This window comes from Pseudoalteromonas sp. Hal040 (assembly GCF_037162425.1).
In the GTDB taxonomy this organism is placed as follows: Bacteria; Pseudomonadota; Gammaproteobacteria; order Enterobacterales; family Alteromonadaceae; genus Pseudoalteromonas; species Pseudoalteromonas gelatinilytica.
Window position 1 is genome coordinate 803,250 of the sequence record NZ_JARLUU010000002.1, and the last position, 23,437, is coordinate 826,686.

Genomic DNA, 23,437 nt, shown 5'->3' on the forward strand with positions numbered 1-23,437 from the left:
CTAGCTGGTGCCCACTATATAGAGTTAGTTAGATAAGTCAAACACTATCGACATTAAAATTCAAATTCTAAAGCCAAGCGAAAGCTATGATCTTTGCCTGATTGACTAAGCTCGCTAATAAAGCCGGCTTCCCATTTTAACTGACGTTTAGGGCTAAATCTGTGAAGCCCAATAAAGCCTGGACCCACCCCAAAAAAGTCCTCTCCCGCATAGATTTCTATCGATGGTTGAAAGGCTGAACGATAGCGATAACGATACTGTAAGCGAAACTCGCTCTCCCACTCGTTTTTAATATCAGCGCCCCATTCATACACTAAAAATGCGTTCATAGTCAGGCTTGTACGGCCAAACTCTTTTTCCCATAAAAACCCAGTTGTTGCTTCGTATGCATCGATATTGTGCTGCTTTTCAAGCTCAAATAACGCTCCCCAATCGGCCCATAAACGGCCTTGCTCAACCAGCTGCCAACGTAACTCAAGCTCATACGAAGATAAGCCAAAATCACCGTTATCATCTCGTTCGCCAACTAAGTAGCCCTCAAGGCTCATGGTGTCGTTAATTGCGCCACCAAAGCCTCCTCAGCGCGCCAGTACATTACCGTTATCGGTTTGCCTAGACACCAAGCGCCACTCAACCTCACGCTCAAACGGCATCACATAAGGGTGATATACTTTATCAACCACCATGCCATCTGCCTGCGCGACTTGGCTGACACTTGCTAACAACAAGCAACTTAAGCTAATTATTAAGAACCGCATACTGGCTCCTCTGTCTTTTTAATTTTTAAAACGCGCGCTAAGGCAATAAATACTACAGCAGCAATAACATACACCCAGAGCGCTGTTTTACTCGGCGTGGCTTCGTAGCCCACTAAGGCTTTTAATACGCGCCCAAGCTCTGAGTTTTCAACTAAAAACCCACGCCAATCTAAATAATTTGAGGTCACGTCAAGTAAGTCGACCTGACTTGCTAAATCAAGAAATATCAATAACTTTGCTGTTGCATTAAAGGCAAGCAGCACGACTAAAGGCTGCACACCTGCACGTCTGACAATACTTTCCAGTAAAAAGAACAATAACACACCAAAGCTAATACAAATGCCCACACCTAAACATGTACCGAGTATCAATGGCTCAGCGGTATCTTTACTGTGCCAAAAGCTGACCAAATAAATCATGTAATGGCTTAAATACAGTGTCATGGTTGCAATCAAGGCCAGTGCAGCCGCCATTTTTCGTTGCTGACAACTCATTAATGCAGCGACAAAAATCATTATACACAGCAGCATTTGTATAAATTCTAAGCCTCGGTGATCAAATAACTGACTCACCCAAGCAGCACCTTGAACAAATACTAAGCTCATTAGGGTACCAATCACGGCATAAATACTCAGCTGGCGCTGACTTAAAGGCACAATCAAACTCAAAAGCACAGCTAAAATAACCACAGGTAAAAGCTGATTAATGCTCATTAATAAACTAGTTATCAGCATTATTCACCTCCGTAGCCACGACAGTACCTCGCGCCGTATTAGGCGAAAATTCTCCAAAAAAGTCATAACGTCCAGGGCTGAGCGGTCCGATATAAATGACACTCGTACGACCTGGGTAGAGCACTTTTTCACGGTTTAAGTCAAAGCTATCGAACTCTTCTGGGGTGTCATCTTGGTTTTCGATGACTAATCGCAGCTTTTTATTGGCAGGTACTGTTATTTCAGCGGGGTAAAACAAATGATCTTTTAAAATCAGCTTGTACTCTTTGGCATAGGCAAGCCAAGACGACATACATAGTAGCAGCATAGAAAGCGCTAAAATCCATTTATTCACTGACATCTCCTTGCATAAAAGAGACACTCACTCGCAAGCCACCAAGGTGACTATCTGCTAAAGCAATATCAGCGTTATAAATCGAGACTATGTGTTCAACAATGGCCATACCAAGCCCGGCTCCTTGTTCACCTGATGGATGTTTATCACCACCCACACGGTAAAAACGGTTAAAAATGCGCTGTTTTTGAGCTTCATCAATACCTGGACCCGAATCATCTATTTGCCAAATAAAACGATTATTTTCGGTTTTCAGCGTAATACAAATTTCTCCCACAGCTGGGGTATATTTTATGGCGTTACTCAGTAAATTGCCAAACAAAGTAACTAAGGTGAATTCGTCACCGGCAATGATAAAATCATCGCCATCAATGCTAATGGTATGATCTTTTTCGTCAATACGATCATAAAGTTGTGCAACAACTTGTTGGCTAATTTCTAACACCGACACGGGGCTAAATTGCGCTTGCCATTGCTCTGGATAAGTACGCCCCAAAATCAGCATTTGCTCAACGATATTGCTTAGTTTATCAACGCCTTTTTCCATGGCATTAAGCTCAACACTCTCAACACCTTGAGCCACTAAATTATGCACATTGATTTTTAAACTACTGAGCGGGGTACGCAGTTCGTGGGCCGCATCAGAGGCAAAAAAGCGCTCTCGTAAATAGGCACTTTCAACCCGTTTGAATAGATCGTTTAAGCGGCTAATTACGGGTTTTATTTCTTGCTCTGGGGTTTGCCAAGGGATTGCAGTAAAGTCATTTGCTTGACGGTGTTTAAGTTGATTTGATAACCGAGTTAGTGGCGCAAGCCCTTGTTTTACAAACACACTAATAAGGAGAGCAAGGATAGGCACACTCCATAACAGCGGCGTCATGGCCGATAGAATCACGGTTTCGGTTAGCGCCACACGTTTACTCAAAGGCTCTGCAATAAGCACGCGCTTATTACCTTCGCTTAAGCGATACACTTTGACGCGTTGCCCAGCCAAATTCTCAACACTAAACCCGCTTTGCCACTGACTTTGATTGCTAGAGTTATGCTGCAATGATTTTGAGCTTGAGGCCAAGCTGTCATCAACCCAAACTTGAAATAATAACTGCGGTAGATCACTCGTATAGGCCGGAGCTTCTTTACTGAGTGGCTGTTCGATTAAAACATGCGCCAACGTTACCAGCTCGTTATCAAGCAGTGCTTCAGCCTGATTCATACTTTCACGGTAACCTTTAGTAAATGCCAAAAAGCAGGTTAAGATCACCATAGACAAAATAAGTAGAGTCAGCCTCTTACGAATTGACACTAGCGTTTACCCACCACATAACCAATGCCGCGCAGGGTTTTAATAAACTCTTTTGGGAATTTTTTACGCAAGTGATGAATGTGCACTTCGATGGTATTTGACCCCACCTCTTCGCCCCATTCATAGAGTTTATTCTCTAACTGCTGCTTTGATTGCACGCGGCCTTGGTTTTCTAGCAAGGCTTTAAGGAGCATAAACTCTTTACGTGGCAAGTTTACTGGCTCACCTTGAAAACTCACGGTAAAAGCGGCGGTGTCCATTTCAACATCACCGACTTTTAAAGTGCTGGTCTGAGCTTGGGTCACACGCCTGCTGGCAACCCGAAGACGGGCAAATAATTCTGCGGGATCAAAAGGCTTTGCAAGGTAATCATCAGCACCTAAATCTAGCCCCATGACTTTATCATCAATACTGCCCCGAGCCGTTAAAATCACCACGGGCAGGTTTTTACGATGCTTTTTGATGTGTTTTAAAATGTCGATGCCATCACCGTCTGGTAGTCCTAAATCAAGAACTACCAGCTCAATTTCATCATTTTGCAGCCATTGCATCGCTGACTTAACCGTCGAACTATGTTCAACACTGTATCCTTGTTGACGTAAAGAACGACACAGGCCTTCTGCCACTAAATGGTCGTCTTCAACGAGCAATAAATGCATAGTTTATCTCTTTATTTTTTCTCTACCTTAGCCAATAGTTTAGTAATTTCTTGTTGGCGGTAAAGATCTGCTTTTGGTCTATCAGGGCGCGCTGGCGCTTGCTGTGCAACCAATAAAAACTCTCTAGCTGATTTATACTTGCGCTCGTCATACAGAAATGACGCATATAAATAGTTGCTATCGATACCACGCGGGTTTAGCTCAAGCGCTTGCTTAAACAATTTTTTCGCTTCATCGTCATCACCAAAACCAATTGGCCAACCCGGTACTTTACCGTATAAGGTTGCAAGGCTTGTGTATGCTGAGCCATCAAGCGCTTTTGGATCTAAGCTTAGCGCTTTTTCAAATTGTGCTTTCGCATCTTTTGCAAGACCTAGTGCACCTAAACCCCCTTTTGCACCTGCATAGCTAGATAACACAATGCCGTACCAAATATGGCTGGCTGCTTGCTGGTCGTTGGCTTTGGTAAACTCTGCGGTTTCGCTCGCTAACTTTTCGAATGCATCTAACTGCGCATCATCAACTAATTCGTAATTAACCACTGCCCACTGCTTTTGCACCGAACTTAAATCGCTATTAAAGTCGGCTTTTGCAGGCGCAGCCATGATAACACCTAACATCATTAGGGCTTTAAAATTTAGTTTAGTCATAATCATTAACCTTAATCAATTTAGTTGGCAAAAAAACTTTTAATTTTAGGAAGTTGTTTTGCTATTGCGTTATCAACAAGTGATGGAAATGCACCGTTAATACGGGCAAATAATGTTTCTGGAAAACCAATAAAACGACGACGTTTTTTTGATTTAATTAAATCTATTAATGCATCAGCCACTTTTTCTGGCGGATCCATGGTGTTACCCAGCTCTTTGTTCATCGCGCGTACTTGTGGCGAATTAATCGCGGTATCGGTGGCACGAGGCGCTAAATACAATACTTTGACATCGCTGTGGCTGAGCTCTCTGGCAAGGGCTTCGGTCATCCCTCTTAGGCCAAACTTGCTTGCACAGTACAAGGTTTGATACGGATAACCAATGCTGCCAAACGATGAACCAATATTGACAATCGTGCCTTTATTGCGGGTCACTTGTGGTAAAAACAGCTGACACAATTTAATAGGCACATGCAGATTAATATTTAACAGGTGATCAATTTGCTGTTCGCTAATTTCACTAAACCCCTGCATTACATTAACGCCTGCGTTATTGATTAGTAACGTTGCCCCGCCAATTTGCTGAGCAAACTTAGCAAGATCGTCGCGAGATTCGCTGTTACTTAGGTCAGCCTGAAAATACTCAGCATCATTGCCACATTCCAATTGCAGCGCAGCAAGTTGCTTCACATTTCGACCAACAAGTAATAAACGCCAACCTTCTTTTGCAAGGCGAAGGGCAATAGCACGACCAATCCCCCCTGTTGCACCGGTTAGCACACAAACTGGGCTACTCATGCGCTTTGCTCCAAGTCAGCCTCGCTAAAGAAAGGTTCTGAATCGAGGTCACGGAAAATATTGCCGTACAGTTTATAAAAACATTTTGCGGCGTGAATGATGGCTTGCTGGTCGTCCTCGTTATCAATTTTGTTCATAAGATTTTCGAAAAACTTCACATGTTCAATATCAAGTGCACCGTGCGAAGTAAGGTAGGTAAACGCCTTTTTAGGTAAACCTACAACCTCACGGATTTGCCCTGCTGCATTATCGGCTAATGCAATCGAAGTGCCTTCAAGCACATGAACCATGCCAAAGAATGCCAATGGGTTACCGCGATTAATTGCATCGTAGGCGTACGACACCATTAATTCGGTCGAAAACTGTGGACGAGAATGACGTACTAGCTCTTTATCAAAACCGCATGCTGCAATATCGTTTAGCACCCATTCTTGGTGGCCTAACTCTTCTTCGATGTATTCTGCAACAGCTTCGCGCAGCCACTCTTGTTTATCGCTCAGCTTTGCACCGACTGCCATCAGCAGTGGTACTGTATGCTTAACATGGTGATAAGCTTGCGTTAAGAACGATGCATATTCACTTAGGCTTACTTCACCTTTAAAAACGCGGCCAATAATCGGCGCAGCTAAAAGGTAGTCACGTTCTTTCTGTGTTTCGGCTTGTAATGTATTGAAAAATTGACTCATGCTCGTCGCCTCTTGATAAAGTGCTGAAATCTCTGTAGCAAAAAATTGATTAATAACATCGCGTTTAGGGCGATTATTGCTGGTTAATAAACCTTGCGTGTGGCTCATAGGCTCTGCCATTCGATGCCATCTTCTGATCTGTGCGTATTCGGGTAGTTGCGCGTTTTGTGCCGTAATATGGGCAGCAAGTTCAGCGTCACTCATCGCTTGGTTTGCATAGATAAGCGCGGCTAAAAATGCCTGGCCTTCGCCAATCACCACCGCTTGTTGTACTTGGCTGTGGCTAAGCAATAACGACTCTGGCCACTCGGCACTGATATTGCGCCCAAAGCTGGTGATAAGCTGATTTTTCAAGCGGCCCTGAATAATCAAGCGACCTGCTTGCTCAGTAACGAGATCGCCGGTTGCATACCAATCGTCAGCATTTTGCGCAGCTTGACCTAAGTACCCCAAAAACAATGAGCCTTTGATATAAAGCTGGCCATTTTCAATTTTGTATTGAATGTGCTTAAGCACTCGCCCCGCGGTGTCGATGTCATCATCAGTCTGTGTATTTAGGCTCACCACCGATGAAGATTCAGATAAACCATAGCCTTGATAAACGGGTAACCCGAGCTCACGGGCTTGCTTAATAAGCGCTTGGCTTACAACCGCACCACCTACAGCAATAAACTTTAAGCTTTTAGGTGCTTGCCAGCCTTGCTTTGCAAAAGCCACTAAACAAGTCAGTAACTCAGGCACTAAAATAAGGGTATTTGGCTCAGTGCGTTCAATTGCTGCTATCAATTTGCGTGGTTCAAGTAACTGTGCACCAGAAAAACCAAGTTCCGCTAAAGGCACTAAGTTAACCGTGCCACCTGCTAATAGCGGCGCATACACACCGGCTAAATTCTCAAGCAAGACCGGTAACGGCAGTAAACATAAATGGTTTGGTTTTTCTAAACCAATGCTTTGATAAAGTGAGGTCGCTACCTGCATCTGGCTCTCAAGCGATAAACACACCCCTTTAGGTGTGCCCGTTGAACCCGACGTAAAGGTAATCTTTTGCGTGTTTGCAAAATAAGGTACAGACTGTGTATTACTCAATTGATAAACATATAAAGGGTAATGCTTACATACATCCACTAGCGCCACTAATTTTGCATGCTCACCTTCGTAAGCACGGTCACATACAAATAACCCTGCCCCACTGTTTTGCAAACCAAACGCAATTTGCTGGGCAGTAAAAAACGTGGGTAGTGGAATCGCCACTCTTTGAAGCTCGCTAAGCGCAGCTTCTAATACACACCAAGCGGGTGTGTTATCTAATTGATAAGCAACACCCTGGGCATCAAATTCAGCCAATGTAGGAAGCAAGCGAGTCACTTGTTCAGTAAATTCTTTTTTAGTTAGTGAGCGCACACCCTCACTTTGATGGCAAACCATCAAGGTGTCGCTATCCTTATGCGGTAACTGTGTTAACCAGCTCATAACGCCTCCAAATAGACAGCCAATTCAAGGGATGACTGTAAACACTGCTGTTTGATATTGAATAAAACGGGGGTATTTAATACACGTTGATGTGCTTCGTTTAGGTCAACCACACAAATGGTTGGTTGATTGTCGTAATAGCTCCCCCAGCTTGCTGGATCTTGTAGTGCTTGTGCATTGGCAACACCGATTTCTTTACAATTTACACCCAGCATCTTTAATAGCGCTCTCACTTTACGGGTTGCACAAAACACTAAATATTTTGCCCCTGCTTGATAGAGTGCTTCGTTCATTAAAACAAAATGTGCCAAGGTGGCTTTTCGATGCGTTGAGCATAAATTACCTAGCTCAAAAATGTGCTCACGCTTGGCACCGACAAAGTGCTCAATAGACGCAGGGAGGTATTGTTCAATAAACAAAGGCTGTGATGCAGAGCGAAGACCTAACGTACATACTTCATCATCAACATTAAGCTCACACAGTAGCGGCATGAACTGTGAAATTTTCGCATCATAAGCTGCAGCAAAACCTTGCTTGATATTACTCTCGAGACGGTCACGGAATTGACCTCCTTCACGAGTGCAAACAAAGGCCGGCTCTTGAACTTGAGTTTGATGTGATTGTTGAACTGAAAGCATAATTGTTCGCTCCACTTAGGTTATGTGTAAAATTTATCGAGCGAAACTTAAATAAAACTTAAGAAAAATTAATTTTTATAAATATTTTTCAACCTCATGAAATTTAATGTTTTTATTTTTATTAAAAACAAAAATGCCAGTCTGTTAGACTGGCATTTTAATGCTTAAATTAACGTTAAACTTAGATTACTTAACGATAGTCATCTCTTTAAGTAGGTTTTGAGCATTATCAACTTTATCCATCACCCACAACATGTATCGTGAATCAACGTGAATTGAGCGATTTAAGTTTTCATCATAATCCCAATCACCAATAATGCTTTCGTAAACACCATCAAATAACAAACCAACGAGCTCAGCATTACCGTTTAACGTTGGAGAGCCTGAGTTACCACCTGTGGTATCTACATTCGATAAAAAGTTAACCGGAACAGTATTCATACCGCCTGTGTAATCACCATAAAGCTTTTGCTTAATTAACTGATTTTGCTTTTCTGGTGAGTTGAATGGTTCAACACCAGTATTTTTAGCAAGCAGGCCTTCTAACGATGTAAAGGGGGTTGCCACTAAGCCATCTTGCGGTGAATAGCCGCCTACCGTACCGTAAGTTACACGTAAGGTGCTGTTAGCATCTGCATAAACAGGCTTATTAAGTGCCTTGTTATAAGCAATGATTGCTTCCATTAATGCAGGGCGAGCAGCTTGCTGTTTACCGGCCAGCTCTTTTTTCGCATCTTCAATATCTTTTGTGACTGCAAAGATTGCATGAGCATACTGAATGAATGGATCGCTACTTTGCTTTAACTGTGCAAGGTCAAGTTCTGTCATCCATAAACGTTTGCTTTCATCTGCAAGAACCGATTTAGCATACATATCATCCAGTAAAGCTTGTTGTTTTTGCTTATCAAAGCCATTGCTCAAACCAAGTGCTTGATCGACCTCTGCAACGCGCTCATCGCTTGGTAAGGCTGCATACTGCTCAATAAAGTACAGTAAAATGGCTTTATCAACGGTTTCATCATAACGACGACTCATGCTTTCTAAACGTGATTTAATGCGTGGCATATCACGCTCTTGATAACCGCTTTCGCGCTCAGCGTCTGGCTTTTGTTTTTCATAAGCTAAACGGTATAGCATGCGTGCCGATGACATCATTTGTGAACGGTGTACATACCCTAACATACGGTCGCGCTGGTTATGCTCTTGTGACTGTGCAACTAACGCCTTTAAATCAGCAAGTACTTGTCCGTATTTAGCTTTGCGTTTGCTATCTTGATTGATCCAAGCAGTAAGATCTCTTTCGAATTGTTGCTTACGGCTATACATTGACCCTTTATTGAAGCTCTCAATCATTGAGCCGTAGTTTTTAATGTAGTTGTTGTAACCCGCAATCGTGCTTTCATAAGCGATACGTGCCTCTGAACCATCCGGGGCATTTTCTTCAATTAACGAGACATATTTAGAGTTATATTTACGCGCTAATGGATAGGCTGTATTAAACACATAGTCAACTTCAGGCGAAATACGGTAACGGTTTGTGCTGCCCGGATAACCGGTAACCATCACAAAATCGCCTTCTTGTACGCCTTTAGCACTTACTTTTAAAAACGCATCACTTTGGTACGGCACGTTGTCTTCTGAATATTCAGCTGGCTTGCCATCTTTGCCAACATACGCGCGATAGAACGAGAAATCACCTGTGTGCCGCGGCCACATCCAGTTGTCGATATCACCGCCGTATTTACCGACGCCCATCGCTGGCGCATAGGCTAAACGTACATCTTTTATTTCAAGCGATTTAATTAGGTAATACTCAAGACCACCATGGAAAGTATACACATTACAGCGATAGCTCTTGTCTTGCTCACACTCGCTAACAAGTGCTTTTTCATTTGCTTCAATGGCATCAAAGCGTGCTTTTCCGGTTAGCTGTTCAGTCCCTTTATTTACTTTTTCTGTAACGTCGGTCACTTGCTCTGTCACATAAACACGAGAACCTGGAGATGCTGGCACTTCTTCGCCCGTTGTTTTAGCTAAAAAGCCATTTTCTAAAATATTGTTCTCGGTCGTTGAGTTATATTGAATCGAACCATAGGCACAGTGATGGTTTGTTACAACTAAGCCTTTTGGTGAAACAAACGAAGCGGTACAGCCACCAAGGCTAATTACCGCATTCATCGGAAACTCAGTCAGTTTTGAAATTGACTCTACATCAATGCTCAAGCCTTTCGCTTTTAGGATAGATTCAAGTTCTGGTAGCTGGTGAGGTTGCCACATGCCTTCGTCGGCAACAGCAACATTTGCTACAGCGAGACCCACTGCAGCAGCAATAAATTTAAAACGCATAGTCGTCCTTTATATTTGTTATGTTTAGCTTTTTAGCGCTCGTATCATTGTCATTATGCTAGCCAATAGCAATAATTTGCGACCGCAAATGTCAAAGTTTGTAAACCACTTAAGCTTCATGAACCTAATATTTAGACTCATAAACCACGGCATTGTGGCCATGTAAGCTTTCTTGGTGTTCAACTTTAAATTGGTAATCAGCAATACCCGGCATGGTTTCGAAACACTGCTTTAATCGCCTTGCGGCATCTTCGCAAAACAGTAAGTTTTTTGCGTTAAGGGCAGCAAATGCTTGTTCATCTTCACGCTTCACGGCGGTTTGCACTGGCGTACCAATGGCTTGCTCGCATACTGAGATAAAGCCGCTAATATCAGGTAGCTTTTCACTACTAAAAGTGACATCGACATACGCATAAGAGCGCTGGCTATGGGGAGTTGCAATTGAGCCCTGTTCACTTGCAAGCCAATTGAGTAAAGAGGCTTTATCTATATGCTCATCAATAAATTGCTTATCGACTGCCTCGCTCAAAAGCTGCCTCGATAATGCCGCTGAGCATGGACAGGTGCTGCTGTAGGCAACATCGACTTTTAAGTTAATGGTGAGCGATTGCTGCTTAGTAATCGTTAAAACGACAGGGTAAGCATTGTATCCGGCATGGTCGCTAAGCAGCGCTGGTTTTAGCTGTGGTAAATCAAATTGCAGCACCAATTTTGCGCCTTTACTTAAGCCTTTTTGTGATGCTAAAACGGCCTCCATAAACTCACTAACACGTTGACTCGTTAAGCTTTGTTTAGCCAATTGCTGATTAAGTAATAAATATAGACGTGACATATGAATGCCTTTTGCATCGCTATCAAGGCTAACGAACACATCAGCTTTGGTATTGATGTGCACATCAACATGAGTTTGTGCAAGCTTCAAAGGCAATGCTATTTTTTCCATGCCGACCCATTTTAAAGGTGACTGAAAATCTGCATTAGAGTGCGAGGTAATATCGGGTAATTGCATATCGACTTCTTTTAACGATTGAATGTTAAGGCCTTTGCGGCCTGCTTATGCGGGGTCACTTGTTGCCCATCAAAGACACACTCACCATTGACAAAGGTATGTGTTATTCGGTGTGAAAAAGTGGTGCCATTGAAAGGAGTCCATTGGCATAAGTAATGTGTGTTTGTATGCTCAACGTGCTTTTCTGCATTTGGGTCAACCAGGACTAAATCAGCAAAATAACCTTCTCTGATAAACCCCCGCTCTTTGATAGCAAATCGCTTTGCCACGTTATGCGCTGTTTTTTCTACGACTTGCTCAAGGCTCAACGCACCACGTTTTACCTGCTCAAGTAACGACAGTAATGCATGCTCGACGAGTGGGAGCCCAGCAGGTGCAGCGCTGTATTGTTGCTGTTTTTCTTGCCAAGTATGAGGGGCATGATCGGTAGCAATAATATCAATGCGACCATCGCGTACTGCTGAGAGTAGCGCTTGGCGGTCTTGCTCTGATTTTATGGCAGGGTTACATTTAATTTGATTGCCATAGTTTGCGTAATCATCTTGGTTAAACCACAAATGATGCACGCAAGCTTCGGCAGTTATGTGCTTTTGCTCTATGGGTGCGTTACTAAATAGCTCTAGTTCTTTTGCTGTTGTAAGGTGTAAAACATGTAACTGTGAGCCATAGTGTTTTGCTAGCGATACGGCATACGATGATGATGCATAACACGCTAACTCATCACGAATTAATGGGTGATGTTCGATTCGTAACTCGCCATAGCGCTTTGCTAAACGGCGCTGATTTTGTTGAATAACTTCTCCTTGCTCGCAATGGGTGGCAATGAGTACTGGGCTTTCACGAAAAATGGCCTCTAGAGCATGCGGGTGCTCAACCAGTAAATCGCCTGTTGATGCCCCCATAAACACTTTAACACCACATACCTTTTTGGCATCAAGAGCTTTAATTTCATTGAGGTTGTCTGGGGTTGCGCCAAAATAAAAAGCATAATTCGCGGCGCTCGTTTGCGCCGCTATCGCGTATTTATCTGCAAGTGCTTTTGCCGTGGTAGTCGATGGTGAGACATTGGGCATTTCCATAAAACTTGTAATGCCACCAGCCACTGCGGCGGCGGATTCACTGGCGATCGTACCTTTGTGGGTTAAACCTGGCTCTCTAAAATGTACTTGATCGTCGATCATGCCTGGTAATAGCAACAGGCCGCTTGCATCAATTACCTTATCATTTGCCTTAGCGCTGATATCTGCAGCAATTTCAGCGATTCGATCACCAACAATTCTTACATCATTTAATGCGCGCTGCCCTTCATTAACAACGCAGGCGTGTTTGATTATGATAGCCATATGACTCCTTGCTTATTCAGCAACATTTGCAACTTATCGTAAAAAAATGCACTCCATGGCAAGATTGATTGCAGACCAATTTGTTACAATATAACATACCACAAAGTTTTTATTTGGACACTGTTATGAGTCAAAAAGATCAATTGGGTTGGGCTATTTAAGCTGTAAAGTTATAAGTGGCTTTCCGATCTTAGAGAATTTTAACGGCTTATCGCAGCCAATAATCACCTTATCGCAACGTATGAGGTCAATTGTAATAAGACACAGTATGCTGGGCTCATTGATCACATGGTGATACCTGCCTCATATAAGTGCTTTTTTAGCATCTTTTTGTAATCCGTTTTAACCGCTATGCAAATCAAGAGCTTATAAAACGTATGTGCAAGGTTATATCGACACAATTTAATTTTAAAAATGACAAGAGAAAAACTATGAAACACCTAATCGCAACCGCGATCAGTTCTGCGCTGTTACTTACAGCCTGTTCAGAACCGCAAACAACAACATCAACGCCTAAATCAGAGCAATCAGCACCTGTTGCTGCAAATGAGCAAGCTAACCCACTGTTTGTGAAAAGCGTATTACAATACGAAACGCCTGATTTCAGTGCGATTAAAGATGAACATTTCATGCCGGCATTTAATAAAGGCATGTCTGAGCAAATGGCTGAAGTGCAAGCTATTATCAACAATCCAGCAAAGCCTGATTTTGCCAATACGATTGTTGCGCTTGAGAAAAGTGGTGAGCTATTAACACGCACACGCAGTATTTTTTATAATCTAGCGGGTACGGATTCAAACCCGGCACGTCGTGAATTACAAAAAGAATTAGCGCCAAAACTAGCGGCTCATAGCGACAACATTTTCTTAAATAAAGCACTCTTTGAAAAAGTAGCGGCTATTCACAGCGAAGCTGACAGCCTTGCCTTAACTGCTGAAGAAAAGCGTTTATTAGTCGTTTACTACAAACGTTTTGTGCGTGCTGGTGCAAAATTAAGTGCAGAGCAAAAACAACAAATTCGTGATATCAATACAAAGCACTCGAGCTTAACAACTCAGTTCTCACAAAACTTATTAGCGCTGACTAAAAAAAATATTGTTTTAGTGGATGACAAAGCAGAGCTTGAGGGCTTACCAGCAGGTCAAATTGAGCAGCTTGCCAATGCCGCTGCAGAAGCAGGCCACCCTGGTAAATACCTAATTAAGATCACAAACACCACGCGTCAGCCTATTCTGGCAACACTGAAAAACCGCGATTTACGTGAAAAAGTATGGCGTGCATCGGCTGAGCGTGCATTATCGGGCGAAAATAGTAACCGTGATATCGTGGCAGAACTTGCTCACTTACGTGCTCAAAAAGCGAAACTATTAGGTTACGACAGCTGGGCTGATTTTGGTTTAGAGTCGCAAATGGCGAAAAAACCACAAGCTGTATTTGATATGTTTGCGAGCATGATCCCTGCATTAATGCAGAACGTCAACGCTGAAGCGGCGGCTATTCAAGCTAAGATTGATGAGTCAGGTGAGCAGTTCAAATTACAGCCATGGGATTGGTTATTCTACGCAGAGCAAGTGCGTAAAGATAAATACAACCTTGACGAAAATGCAGTGAAAGAATATTTCGAGTTCAACCGTGTTCTAGAAGACGGCGTATTCTTCACCATGAACCGTTTATACGGCATCACCTTTAAACCACGTAACGATATTCCGGTTTACCACCCTGATGTAAAAGCCTATGAGTTATTTGATGAAAATGGTAATAGCTTAGCCATTTTCTTTGCTGACTACTTCGCTCGTGAAGGTAAGCGTGGCGGTGCATGGATGAGCTCATTCGTTAAACAATCTGGCCTTAAAGAACAAAAGCCAGTTGTCGTAAACGTTATGAACATTCAAAAAGGCGCGAATGGCGAACCTACGCTTATCAGCTATGATGAAGCAACAACGATTTTCCACGAGCTAGGTCATGGCTTACACGGCATGTTCTCAAACGTGAAGTACCCGACTCTATCTGGCACCTCAGTATCACGTGACTTCGTTGAGTTCCCATCAACTTTTGAAGAAGATTGGGCAATGTACCCTGAAGTTATCGCTAACTATGCAAAACACCATAAAACTGGCGAGCCAATTCCTGATGAGCTACTGAAAAAAGTAATTCAATCGCGTAGCTTTAACCAAGGTTTTGATACCCTAGAGTACGTTGCAGCTGCACTACTTGATATGGAATGGCATTCACTTTCTGCTGATGCACCATTACAAGACATTGAAAAGTTTGAGCAACAAGCACTTGCAAAACATGGTGTTGATGTACCATTTGTACCACCACGTTATAAGTCAGCCTTCTTCTCACACTCAATGGGCGGCGGTTACTCAGCGGGTTACTACGCTTACATGTGGAGTGAAATCTTAGCGGCAGACGCCTTTGCATATGTTCAAGAGCAAGGTGGTTTAACTCGCGAAATGGGTGAAAAATACCGTAAAGAAATTTTAGAAGTGGGTAACTCACGTGACTTAATGGAATCGTTCAAAGCATTCCGAGGTCAAGAGCCAGACACGTCAGCGTTATTAAAACGCCGCGGCCTAAAAGCAACGGTTCAATAGCTTACCTTGAGCTTTAAGCTTTAAGCTTTAAGCTCTAAGCTGTAAGTCAGAAATGTGGGGTTATCGAGTGTTGATAACCCCACAAAGATAGTAAAAGGAGCTGTCAGCCTTCAGCTATCAGCCGTCAGCGCGAAACAGGTTTCACGCCTACAAAAAGGCGCTAGGCTCTAGGACGCGATGTAAAATCGCTGGCTTTTAGTCGTTAGAGGTCAGATGTTAGATGTCAGCCGATCTGTGGGGTTGTTTAGGCCGAGTGTTCTTCGCAAAAAATGCCTCTTTTGGAGTGTTATAAGAGGTATTGTAGGAGGTACTTTTGTGCCGAATCAAACATAAACCAGAATGGTCAGCCTTCAGCGTCAGACGCGCGAAACAAGTTTCACGCCTACTTGTAGCAGCGGGTTTATCCCGCGTCATCAGGTGCTAAGTTCTGGGTGTTAGGCTCTAGGACGCGATGTAAAATCGCTGCTACGTCGTATCTCGTATCTCGTATCTCTATCTCGCATCTCGTACCTTTCCCCTCGTACCTTTCCCCTCGTACCTTTCCCCTCGTACCTTTCCCCTCGCTAACTTCACCCAGCTAACTTAAAAGCAAAAAAGCCCTTGCAGCGAGCTGCAAGGGCTTTGTTATCACTATTTAAAAGTCTTATTTACGTTTACGGCGACGGCCGATTAGCGCTAGTGGTGCAAGTAGTAGTGTTAAGAAACCAAAGCTACCATTGCTAGATTTAGTTACTTTCTTCTCTTCTACTGGCTCAGCTTCGTTAGTTACAGCAACTGTGAACTGCTCAGATACAGAGTCTGTACCATCGCTCACTGTTACTTCAAATACTAACTCATCATCGCTTGAAATAGCACCTGGCGTGAAGCCTAGAGTCGCTGTGTCAGCACCTGTAAGTGTTGCTGTAGTACCGCTTAGTTGCGTCCACGTGTAGCTTAGCGTGTCATCACTGTTACGGTCTGACGCTGTTGCTGTTAATGTACCTGAAGCAGACTCAGAAACAGACGCATCACCCGATACAGACACTAATGGAAGTGCGTTATCACATGCTAATGCATCACCTGCAATTACATTTGAGAAGATTGGTGATGTTACATTGCTAACAGTTACGTTATCAATCCACCAGCCGAACTCACGTACTGCACTGTCTGATGACATACGGAAACGTAATTTTGCACGGTTACCGTTTAGTTCAGTACCGAAACGAATTGTTTCGTAGTTACCGTAAGCACCGCTGCCATCCACATTGTTACCTGTGAAAGTATCGCGATCTTGTAGTGCTTGCGCGTCGTTTTCGATTAATGGACCGTCGTAACCAACATCAAATGTACCGCCCATTTCAGTAACATCAACCCAGTTACCGCCGTTTACGCTGATCTCTACAACACCACCATCCCATTCGTTTTCGATTAGGTAGAAGTGCCAGAATGAAACTTCAAAGTCACCCGCAAAACCGATATCAAACTCTCTTGACTCAACTGCAACATCAGACTGGAAGTCATTGTTGTTTAGGTACATTGTTTGCTCGCCAAGACCAAAGCCAAAGCTGTTAAAGAAGTTGATATTACCGCCCGTTGCCATGCTTTGTGTGCCAACTGCTAAGCCGTCACCTGTCATTACGTTTTCTTTCCAATCACGTAATGATGCACCTGCTACTTCCATATCGTCAGCTGTTTGTGAGCTCACTGGTGCTTTATCTTCAAAGTCCATGTTCACAAGGTAAGATACTGTATCGCTTGTAGCTTCAACAATTTCGTCATCTGCAGACAGCTCTGGGAATGACACTTCGATTTCAAGTGTATCAGCAGTGCCTGCATCATTTAGTGTAAACGTGATAGGCGCGCTTGTTTGCGAAGCATACGGGTTTGTATCGTCGAATGTGATTAAACCATCATTTTCGAATGTTACATCGTGACCGCTAACAACTGTTAACTGTGCTTGTGTACCCGTTAGTACTTCACTACCGGTGTTCATGATGCTAACAGTTAATGTACCTGTTTCGCCTTTATCTAGCACGTTATCGTTTGAACAATAACCTAATTCAGCACCGTTGTAGTTTGCATTCATTGCCACATCTTTGAATGTGAAGCTAGCAAGTTTCATTTTGTCAGATTCAACAACGCCAGTTAAATCTTCACTGAAACGCTCTGGCGCTTTAGCACCTAAGCCCATCCCACGCTTAGCGAATGCACCTAAGATTAGTTTGTAATCTTCTGGGTCAACCGCGTACGCTGCAGCTAAGATAGCATCACGTGCTTCAGTATATAGCGGAGCAACAGGAGTTAGCTTGTAACCAGCAACTAAATAGTTAGCCATGCGGTTTTGCGCATCTTCAAAGCCGTGCTCGTTAATAAGTGCTACATAGCTTTCCCAAAGCATAGTTGCCCAAATTTCACCTGCTGCGTGTGGTGAAGCAACACTTGTTGGTGCAATACCTACATCAGCGCCTTCATTTTCAGTAATGTGACGGAAAGACAGCGGGTTTACTTCCATATTTGTTGAATATGGAACACGACGAATACCATAGTAGAAGTCTTCTACGAAAGTACCGCTACCGTAAGCTTTTTGGAACTTGTCGTTACCTGCGATGTTAATGTCATCAGCTTTAGCAATAAACATAAGAGAGTGGAAATCACCCCAACCTTCGCCCATCGCACGGCCTTGGAAGTTGATAAGACCTGATGAGTTACCCACTAAACGGTTACTGATATAGTGACCCCATTCGTGAGCAATAATACCGTTATCTAGCGTACCGTCTTTTAACGTTGCTTTATTGAACATGTTAACCGTTACAGTGTCGCCTGCAGCGATACCATCGTAAAGTGCGTGGCCGTCAGCATAGTTCAGACCCATGTTAGGAATGATCACTGCATCGTCTTCACCGCCCATCGGCGCTGGCTCATCTGTATCTGGGTTGTTGTTTACAACGATAGCACCAATTGCACCTGCTTCTTGAGCGTGTAGAACTTTTGCTGTGAAGTTACAAGAACCACGATCGACTAGCGCAATTTTGCCAGCTAGTTCAGCCGCATTTGTTGCAGGTTCACAACCGTCTGTTACGCTACCAGAATCAACGTTATTACCGTCAACTAAACGAACAACTTCGCCTGCGATATCAGCAAATTGCATTTGACCAAAGCCAGATACTTTTGATGATTCAAGAAGACCAATCGTTGCGTCAGATGTGACAACCACACCGTAGTCAACGCCAACTTTTGCGTCTTTTGAGTTGTATAGGTACATTTGCATGCGAGGGCTTGCACCGTCAGCAGGCGTAGACATGTTTGCGTTATTTAAACCACTATTATCTTGCGCTTGTGCTTCGATTGGGTCGCCTTCTACACCACCACGGCCGTAGTTTGATACTTGCGCAACATTTGATGTTTCGTCAAAACCATGGTCATAGAAGAAATCGTGTAAGAAGTTGTTCATGTAGAACAAGTTAACGATCGCCGCTTTACGGTTGTCGTAACTGTTTGCTACTTGATCAACTTGGTAAGGGTAATCGAATGTGAAATCTGATGTAGTTTCAGCAGTGAAGTCACCTTCTGTGTAACCTTGAGGTGCGATTACATCAGCGTAAGCAAATACGTTGTTACCTGATGTTGTTGTAGCATCGTCTGCAAGCCACGGATCCATCGTGCTTAATTTTTTGTAGTAAGACAAGCTTACAAGTGGCGCATCTAATATTTCAGTTTCATCAACTTGATCTGGGCCATCAGCTGGGATCACGTCACCGTGTGGGCCTTCCCACGGGTAACCATCTTCGTCAGCCCATACACGGTAGTTAAAGTCTGCCGCGTGTGCTTTTAAGTCTTTCTTGAAATAAACTTTGCTGTTCTGCGCGCCGATAACGTAGCTGAAGTAATCGCTTTCTAAGCTGTTTTTATCAGCAACTTCTACTTCAACATAGTATGCAGATTGCAGCTCGCCCGCTACTTCAAAGAATACTTTCTTAGCACGAGGCTGACCTAATACAATTTTGTCACCGTTTTGGTTAGACACAGTGTATTTAACATAGTCACCTTGTTCTGTTGACTTAGTTAGTGACACGTCGATATCAGCAAGTTCTTTAATTGCACGTTTAATGCTTTGCTCTGCACCTACAAATTCAGCAAGCGGTGCGAACGACTGCGTTGCATTTGAACTTGTGTTAGCAAAATAGCCAGAACCTGCAACTAGGTTATATTCTTTGTCCATGATCAGGTTGTATTCGCGGTTGAATACTTCAATGTCATGTACTTTTTGCTTATATTTAGCTGTGATTGAACCAAGCTTTTGCTCAGATAAATCCGTTAATACTGCGTTTGAGACGCCTTTTTTAGCGGTGCTAACACCCGTTAAGGCATTTAAATAAAAATCTGCAGCATAGGCATTGCGTTGCTCAGGAAGCACCATCGCCATATCAGGTTTAGCTTGGCCAACTGCATTCCATAAGAACGTAGCTTTACCTAACTGCTCATCGAAAATTGATTTGTGACCCGATACAGTTCTGCGCTCAGCTAATGCACGTTGCTGAGATACTTGAGGGTTGAATTGCACTTGAGAGCTAACGCTTGAGGCATTATAGAAGCGAGTTTGTTCACTAGCTTGCACTTGAGATGATGCCAAGATAGCCGTTACCATAGTAGCAACAGCTGTTACTTTGAATTGAGACATTCCTTACGTTCCCTATTGTTATATTTTTATTTTCGGTTAACAATCATAACCAAGTCCAATGTACCCAATACAGCACTTAAAAAATAGAATTAATTGTAAACAAAAGTAACAGACAAACAGGATTAAAATGAAGCAAACAATTAAGATACAAGCACTTACACTAGCATTGGTACTAGTATCAGGCTGTCAAAAAAATGAAATAAGCGAGCAAGATACAGTACAACAGCCAACACCCAGTTCACAAAAAGAACAAATTTCAGTTAAAGATGTTAAAAAAGCAGTCGAAATCAACAAACAAAAATCGACGAATGCTTTTAGTAATAATGGTGAAAAAATTACCTTTGATGCACCAACTTTAACCAAAGGCACAGAAGTCTTTAATCACGCAATACAAGAGCGCGGCATCGCCACTGGGGCAATTTACTTAACGCTAAAAGAAAACAACTTACCAGTAGAGCTTAGCAGCCAATATACGCTGAAAAAAATGACCAACAAAAGCTATCGCTACCTTGCTGAAAAAGACACTGATTTATTAAAAGTACAAAACGCTTTTAAACAAAATGCCAATGTCGATGTTGTTGAAATTAAAGTTGATTATTCACCGATAAAAGAGGTGATGTAGTAGAGAAGCTGTCAGCCTTCAGCTATCAGCCGTCAGACGCGCGAAACAAGTTTCCCCCTACTTGTAGCAGCGGGTTTATCCCGCGTCATCATGAGCTAGGTTCTAGAAGGAGCTGTCAGCCTTCAGCTATCAGCCGTCAGACGCGTGAAACAAGTTTCACGCCTACATCAAACCGTAGGCGTCATGCTTGCATGGCGTGTCTAACATTCAACGCCATTTAATCAAGCTAACTCAACATTCAAAAACAATACTTTTCGGCTTAAACCTTAAAGCTGAAAGCTTAAAGCTGTTTTACCTACTCCACCACAAAATCAAAATAGGTGGCGGGATATGCTTGCGGTTGGTAGGTAAAATGCCACCATTCCATTGAATAAGGCGCGAAACCGGCCTCAGTCATCAGGCTTTTTAATTTGTATCGATTGGCTTTTTGCTCTGCACTAATGCGCGGGTCGTCGGTGTTAGAAAGAGTGTCGAACATATCAAATGGTGAGCCCATATCGAGCTCTTTGCCTTTTGCATCAACTAACGTTAAATCAATCGTTGAGCCACGGCTGTGACCCGATTTAGCGGCGATGTAATCACCAAGCAGCTTGTCTTTGCCTAAGTTTGGATAAAACTCAGCTTTAGTGCGGGTATCTTCTAAATCGTTAACCCAACGCACAAAGTGATCAACGGCGCGTCGCGGGCGATAACAATCAAATATTTTTAAGCTCAGACCTTGGGTTTGCGCTGCTATTTGCACATTTTTAAGAGCCGTAGCAGCTGTGCTATGCAATAAACATTTAGGTGCGTTGTAACCATCAACTGGTTTGCCAACAAAGTTATGATGACCAAAATAACGGATATCTAACACAGCATTCGGTAGCAAAGCACCTACATCCACAAATTCGCTACGTTTATCATCGCTTGGGTTGGCATAAGCAGTACTTGCACTCATAAGCGCAATACCTAACAAAGAAGTGGATTTAGTTAAACGAGCCAACAATGTGAATGCCATTTTGATTTTCCATAAATAACTTAATAGCATCCACTATTGCACATTAAATAACTTATTCCAAGATTGAAGGCTCAGAAACGGGTGTAAGGTCTTGGCTATATGTTGCATCGACAACCGAGCGGTTACGCCCTGTTTTTTTAGCTTGATATAAAGCCTGATCAGCAAGTTTAAATACTTCATCAATGTTTAACTGCTCAATTGGCCAGCCCGAAATACCAATCGATACATTAATGCAACCAACCGGGTCAATGTAGCTTTCTGACACCCGCATACGCAAACGCTCAGCCAGTTGATATGCTCGTTTTGCTTCTACTCTTGGCATAATCACAATGAATTCTTCACCGCCAGTGCGGGCAACCACATCACCATCACGAGTAACATCTAACAAAATTTTAGCTAACGACTGAAGTACTACATCACCAATGTCATGACCAAACTCATCGTTCACCCGTTTAAAATGATCGATATCGATAGCCAATACAGCAAAAGGACAACGCTGAGCTATCAAATGGCTAATTTGCATATCGAGGCTACGGCGATTATGCAGGCAAGTGAGGGGATCCGTTTGCGCTTCTTGGCGCAATAGCCCTATTTTACTTTGTAATAGCCCGACCCCTTTTAACATGGCTTTTCTGAGCTCATTACTTTCAAAGTACCATGAGCGAATTTGTGTCAGCTCAAGTGACGTTGAAGGCCGATCTAACGTATTTGCAGTTTCGGCTAACTGCCTTAAAGGCTGAGCAATTAAACGTGCTAATACCCAAATGAATATAAATGTCAGCAAACCAATTGGGGCGGTCTTTACAAACACTTGCCACATTAAATCATCAAGCGGAGCAAGGGTGTTTTCGAGTGGGCGCTGAGTGACGACTCCCCAAGGAGCGACCGTCATAGGTGCGTAGCCTGCAAGCATTTCAACGCCTTTGCTGTTGGTAACAAGCTGTGTGCCAGCGTTTCCTTTTAGTACTTCTTCAATTACTTGGTTATCGAATACTTGCTCACCAATCCGGCTTTTATCTGGGTGATACAGTAAGCGATGATTTTCATCAACCACATACAAATAAGAGCCGTCTTGATAGTAATGAACTTGCAGCAATTCATTAAGGATACTGGTGCGTTTTAAGTATAATGTGCCGCCTACATAGCCAATAAAATTACTTTGTTTATCGAATAATGGCTGCGATATAAAGATCAATAAATTGCCCGCCATCGAAATATACGGCTCGCTGATCATTGGGGTGCGATACGATAAAGCGGCTTTAGTGCCAAAGCTATCTACTTTACGGTTTTGTAGCTTCAATGACTTTGGCGAAACGCCTAAAATATTGCCCTGTGCATTAACAATAATGGTCGAATTAAAACTACTAGTTTGTAGCCTTAATCTGTCTGCTTCTGCATTTATTAAGCCTTGATTATTAAAGTCATCTTCAAGAATTTTACCTACATAGGCGAGCTGTTGCTGAGCATTAAGTAAAAAGTTATCTGTCGCTGACACCAACTTGGCGGCGTATGCTTTATGATTATTAAGAGTTTTATCTATTAGTTGTTGCTTCTGAACTTGATAGCTCGAGTAATAACTATTTAGAAAGGTTATAAGCGTTGCAGAAAACGCTAACACTAAAATTAAGCGACGTAGATTTAAACCACGACTAAGACTATTAAGCACGGTACTTCTCACACATGGGGCCCAAAGTCCATATCGGGAACATCTAATACCTTTATACTAGCAAGATGTTCTATGTACCTCTATAAAACTTTTGTCATAATTTGATTTAGCGCAAACAAATGAGTGCAATTACTCTAATTAATTAAAGTAACTCTGTTTAATAACTTCAGC

16 protein-coding genes and 2 pseudogenes are annotated in these 23,437 nt (G+C 42.8%); 2 read left to right on the forward strand and 16 right to left on the reverse strand.

Going from position 1 to position 23,437, the window contains the following annotated elements:
• Positions 1-53: 53 nt before the first annotated feature.
• From P4S60_RS21175 to P4S60_RS21235, 13 genes and pseudogenes are all read right to left on the reverse strand, one after another.
• Positions 54-758 (reverse strand): annotated as a pseudogene (locus P4S60_RS21175) (hypothetical protein).
• Entirely contained in the window at positions 746-1,492 is a 747-nt protein-coding gene (locus P4S60_RS21180; protein ID WP_188728722.1) for an iron transporter, read from the reverse strand. The pseudogene P4S60_RS21175 and the gene P4S60_RS21180 overlap by 13 nt, the downstream one beginning before the upstream one ends.
• Positions 1,479-1,799 carry a cupredoxin domain-containing protein gene (locus tag P4S60_RS21185; RefSeq protein WP_337117541.1) on the reverse strand — a complete coding sequence of 107 codons (321 nt, stop codon included), beginning with the start codon at positions 1,797-1,799 and terminating at the stop codon, positions 1,479-1,481. Before P4S60_RS21185 ends, P4S60_RS21180 begins: the two co-directional genes overlap by 14 nt.
• Positions 1,800-1,818: 19 nt before the next feature.
• Positions 1,819-3,129 carry an ATP-binding protein gene (locus tag P4S60_RS21190; RefSeq protein WP_337117488.1) on the reverse strand — a complete coding sequence of 437 codons (1,311 nt, stop codon included), beginning with the start codon at positions 3,127-3,129 and terminating at the stop codon, positions 1,819-1,821.
• A complete protein-coding gene (locus tag P4S60_RS21195; RefSeq protein WP_063703908.1) occupies positions 3,129-3,788 on the reverse strand; it encodes a response regulator transcription factor in 660 nt (219 codons plus the stop codon). The genes P4S60_RS21190 and P4S60_RS21195 overlap by 1 nt, the downstream gene beginning before the upstream one ends.
• A gap of 11 nt (positions 3,789-3,799) precedes the next feature.
• Positions 3,800-4,438 (reverse strand): tetratricopeptide repeat protein, encoded by a 639-nt coding sequence (locus P4S60_RS21200; protein WP_442961777.1) that lies wholly within the window; start codon positions 4,436-4,438, stop codon positions 3,800-3,802.
• Between the two features lie 20 nt (positions 4,439-4,458).
• Positions 4,459-5,235, reverse strand: coding sequence for an SDR family oxidoreductase (locus P4S60_RS21205; protein ID WP_054563176.1), 777 nt, complete (start codon positions 5,233-5,235; stop codon positions 4,459-4,461).
• Complete coding sequence (locus tag P4S60_RS21210) at positions 5,232-5,921, reverse strand: TenA family transcriptional regulator (protein ID WP_105173768.1); 690 nt, start codon at positions 5,919-5,921, stop codon at positions 5,232-5,234. Before P4S60_RS21210 ends, P4S60_RS21205 begins: the two co-directional genes overlap by 4 nt.
• A gap of 12 nt (positions 5,922-5,933) precedes the next feature.
• Positions 5,934-7,391, reverse strand: a pseudogene (locus P4S60_RS21215) (AMP-binding protein); the annotation flags it as partial.
• A complete protein-coding gene (locus P4S60_RS21220) occupies positions 7,388-8,029 on the reverse strand; it encodes a thermostable hemolysin (RefSeq protein ID WP_063703902.1) in 642 nt (213 codons plus the stop codon). The gene P4S60_RS21220 and the pseudogene P4S60_RS21215, both read right to left, overlap by 4 nt.
• 186 nt (positions 8,030-8,215) lie before the next feature.
• Positions 8,216-10,375 (reverse strand): S46 family peptidase, encoded by a 2,160-nt coding sequence (locus P4S60_RS21225; RefSeq protein ID WP_337117489.1) that lies wholly within the window; start codon positions 10,373-10,375, stop codon positions 8,216-8,218.
• A 124-nt stretch (positions 10,376-10,499) separates the two neighbouring features.
• Positions 10,500-11,384: a GTP cyclohydrolase FolE2 gene (gene folE2 / locus P4S60_RS21230; RefSeq protein ID WP_337117490.1), complete on the reverse strand. Its 885-nt coding sequence runs from the start codon at positions 11,382-11,384 to the stop codon at positions 10,500-10,502.
• Between the two features lie 11 nt (positions 11,385-11,395).
• A complete protein-coding gene (locus P4S60_RS21235; RefSeq protein WP_337117491.1) occupies positions 11,396-12,727 on the reverse strand; it encodes a dihydroorotase in 1,332 nt (443 codons plus the stop codon).
• Positions 12,728-13,158: 431 nt separating this feature from the next.
• Here P4S60_RS21235 and P4S60_RS21240 point away from each other — a divergent pair, with 431 nt between their 5' ends.
• Positions 13,159-15,324, forward strand: a complete 2,166-nt coding sequence (locus P4S60_RS21240) for a M3 family metallopeptidase (RefSeq protein ID WP_337117492.1) — start codon at positions 13,159-13,161, stop codon at positions 15,322-15,324.
• A 643-nt stretch (positions 15,325-15,967) separates the two neighbouring features.
• Here the strand turns inward: P4S60_RS21240 and P4S60_RS21245 are convergent.
• Positions 15,968-19,981: a rhombosortase-dependent M36 family metallopeptidase gene (locus tag P4S60_RS21245; RefSeq protein WP_337117493.1), complete on the reverse strand. Its 4,014-nt coding sequence runs from the start codon at positions 19,979-19,981 to the stop codon at positions 15,968-15,970.
• A gap of 127 nt (positions 19,982-20,108) precedes the next feature.
• Here P4S60_RS21245 and P4S60_RS21250 point away from each other — a divergent pair, with 127 nt between their 5' ends.
• Positions 20,109-20,603 (forward strand): hypothetical protein, encoded by a 495-nt coding sequence (locus tag P4S60_RS21250; protein WP_337117494.1) that lies wholly within the window; start codon positions 20,109-20,111, stop codon positions 20,601-20,603.
• 295 nt (positions 20,604-20,898) lie between these two features.
• On the opposite strand, the gene P4S60_RS21255 is transcribed toward P4S60_RS21250, so the two are convergent.
• On the reverse strand, positions 20,899-21,600 hold the full coding sequence (locus P4S60_RS21255) for a M15 family metallopeptidase (protein ID WP_337117495.1): 702 nt from the start codon (positions 21,598-21,600) through the stop codon (positions 20,899-20,901).
• A gap of 52 nt (positions 21,601-21,652) precedes the next feature.
• Positions 21,653-23,266 carry a sensor domain-containing diguanylate cyclase gene (locus tag P4S60_RS21260; protein ID WP_337117496.1) on the reverse strand — a complete coding sequence of 538 codons (1,614 nt, stop codon included), beginning with the start codon at positions 23,264-23,266 and terminating at the stop codon, positions 21,653-21,655.
• Between the last annotated feature and the right edge of the window lie 171 nt (positions 23,267-23,437).

Bases quoted from the DNA above. Each gene is read 5' to 3' on its own strand.
- P4S60_RS21220 (WP_063703902.1), bottom strand. From the start codon at position 8,029: ATGCTTTCAGTTCAACAATCACATCAAACTCAAGTTCAAGAGCCGGCC.
- P4S60_RS21205 (WP_054563176.1), bottom strand. From the start codon at position 5,235: ATGAGTAGCCCAGTTTGTGTGCTAACCGGTGCAACAGGGGGGATTGGT.
- P4S60_RS21235 (WP_337117491.1), bottom strand. From the start codon at position 12,727: ATGGCTATCATAATCAAACACGCCTGCGTTGTTAATGAAGGGCAGCGC.
- P4S60_RS21200 (WP_442961777.1), bottom strand. From the start codon at position 4,438: ATGACTAAACTAAATTTTAAAGCCCTAATGATGTTAGGTGTTATCATG.
- P4S60_RS21245 (WP_337117493.1), bottom strand. From the start codon at position 19,981: ATGTCTCAATTCAAAGTAACAGCTGTTGCTACTATGGTAACGGCTATC.
- P4S60_RS21255 (WP_337117495.1), bottom strand. From the start codon at position 21,600: ATGGCATTCACATTGTTGGCTCGTTTAACTAAATCCACTTCTTTGTTA.
- P4S60_RS21185 (WP_337117541.1), bottom strand. From the start codon at position 1,799: ATGCTGCTACTATGTATGTCGTCTTGGCTTGCCTATGCCAAAGAGTAC.
- folE2 (WP_337117490.1), bottom strand. From the start codon at position 11,384: ATGCAATTACCCGATATTACCTCGCACTCTAATGCAGATTTTCAGTCA.
- P4S60_RS21240 (WP_337117492.1), top strand. From the start codon at position 13,159: ATGAAACACCTAATCGCAACCGCGATCAGTTCTGCGCTGTTACTTACA.
- P4S60_RS21225 (WP_337117489.1), bottom strand. From the start codon at position 10,375: ATGCGTTTTAAATTTATTGCTGCTGCAGTGGGTCTCGCTGTAGCAAAT.
- P4S60_RS21195 (WP_063703908.1), bottom strand. From the start codon at position 3,788: ATGCATTTATTGCTCGTTGAAGACGACCATTTAGTGGCAGAAGGCCTG.
- P4S60_RS21250 (WP_337117494.1), top strand. From the start codon at position 20,109: ATGAAGCAAACAATTAAGATACAAGCACTTACACTAGCATTGGTACTA.
- P4S60_RS21210 (WP_105173768.1), bottom strand. From the start codon at position 5,921: ATGAGTCAATTTTTCAATACATTACAAGCCGAAACACAGAAAGAACGT.
- P4S60_RS21180 (WP_188728722.1), bottom strand. From the start codon at position 1,492: ATGCTGATAACTAGTTTATTAATGAGCATTAATCAGCTTTTACCTGTG.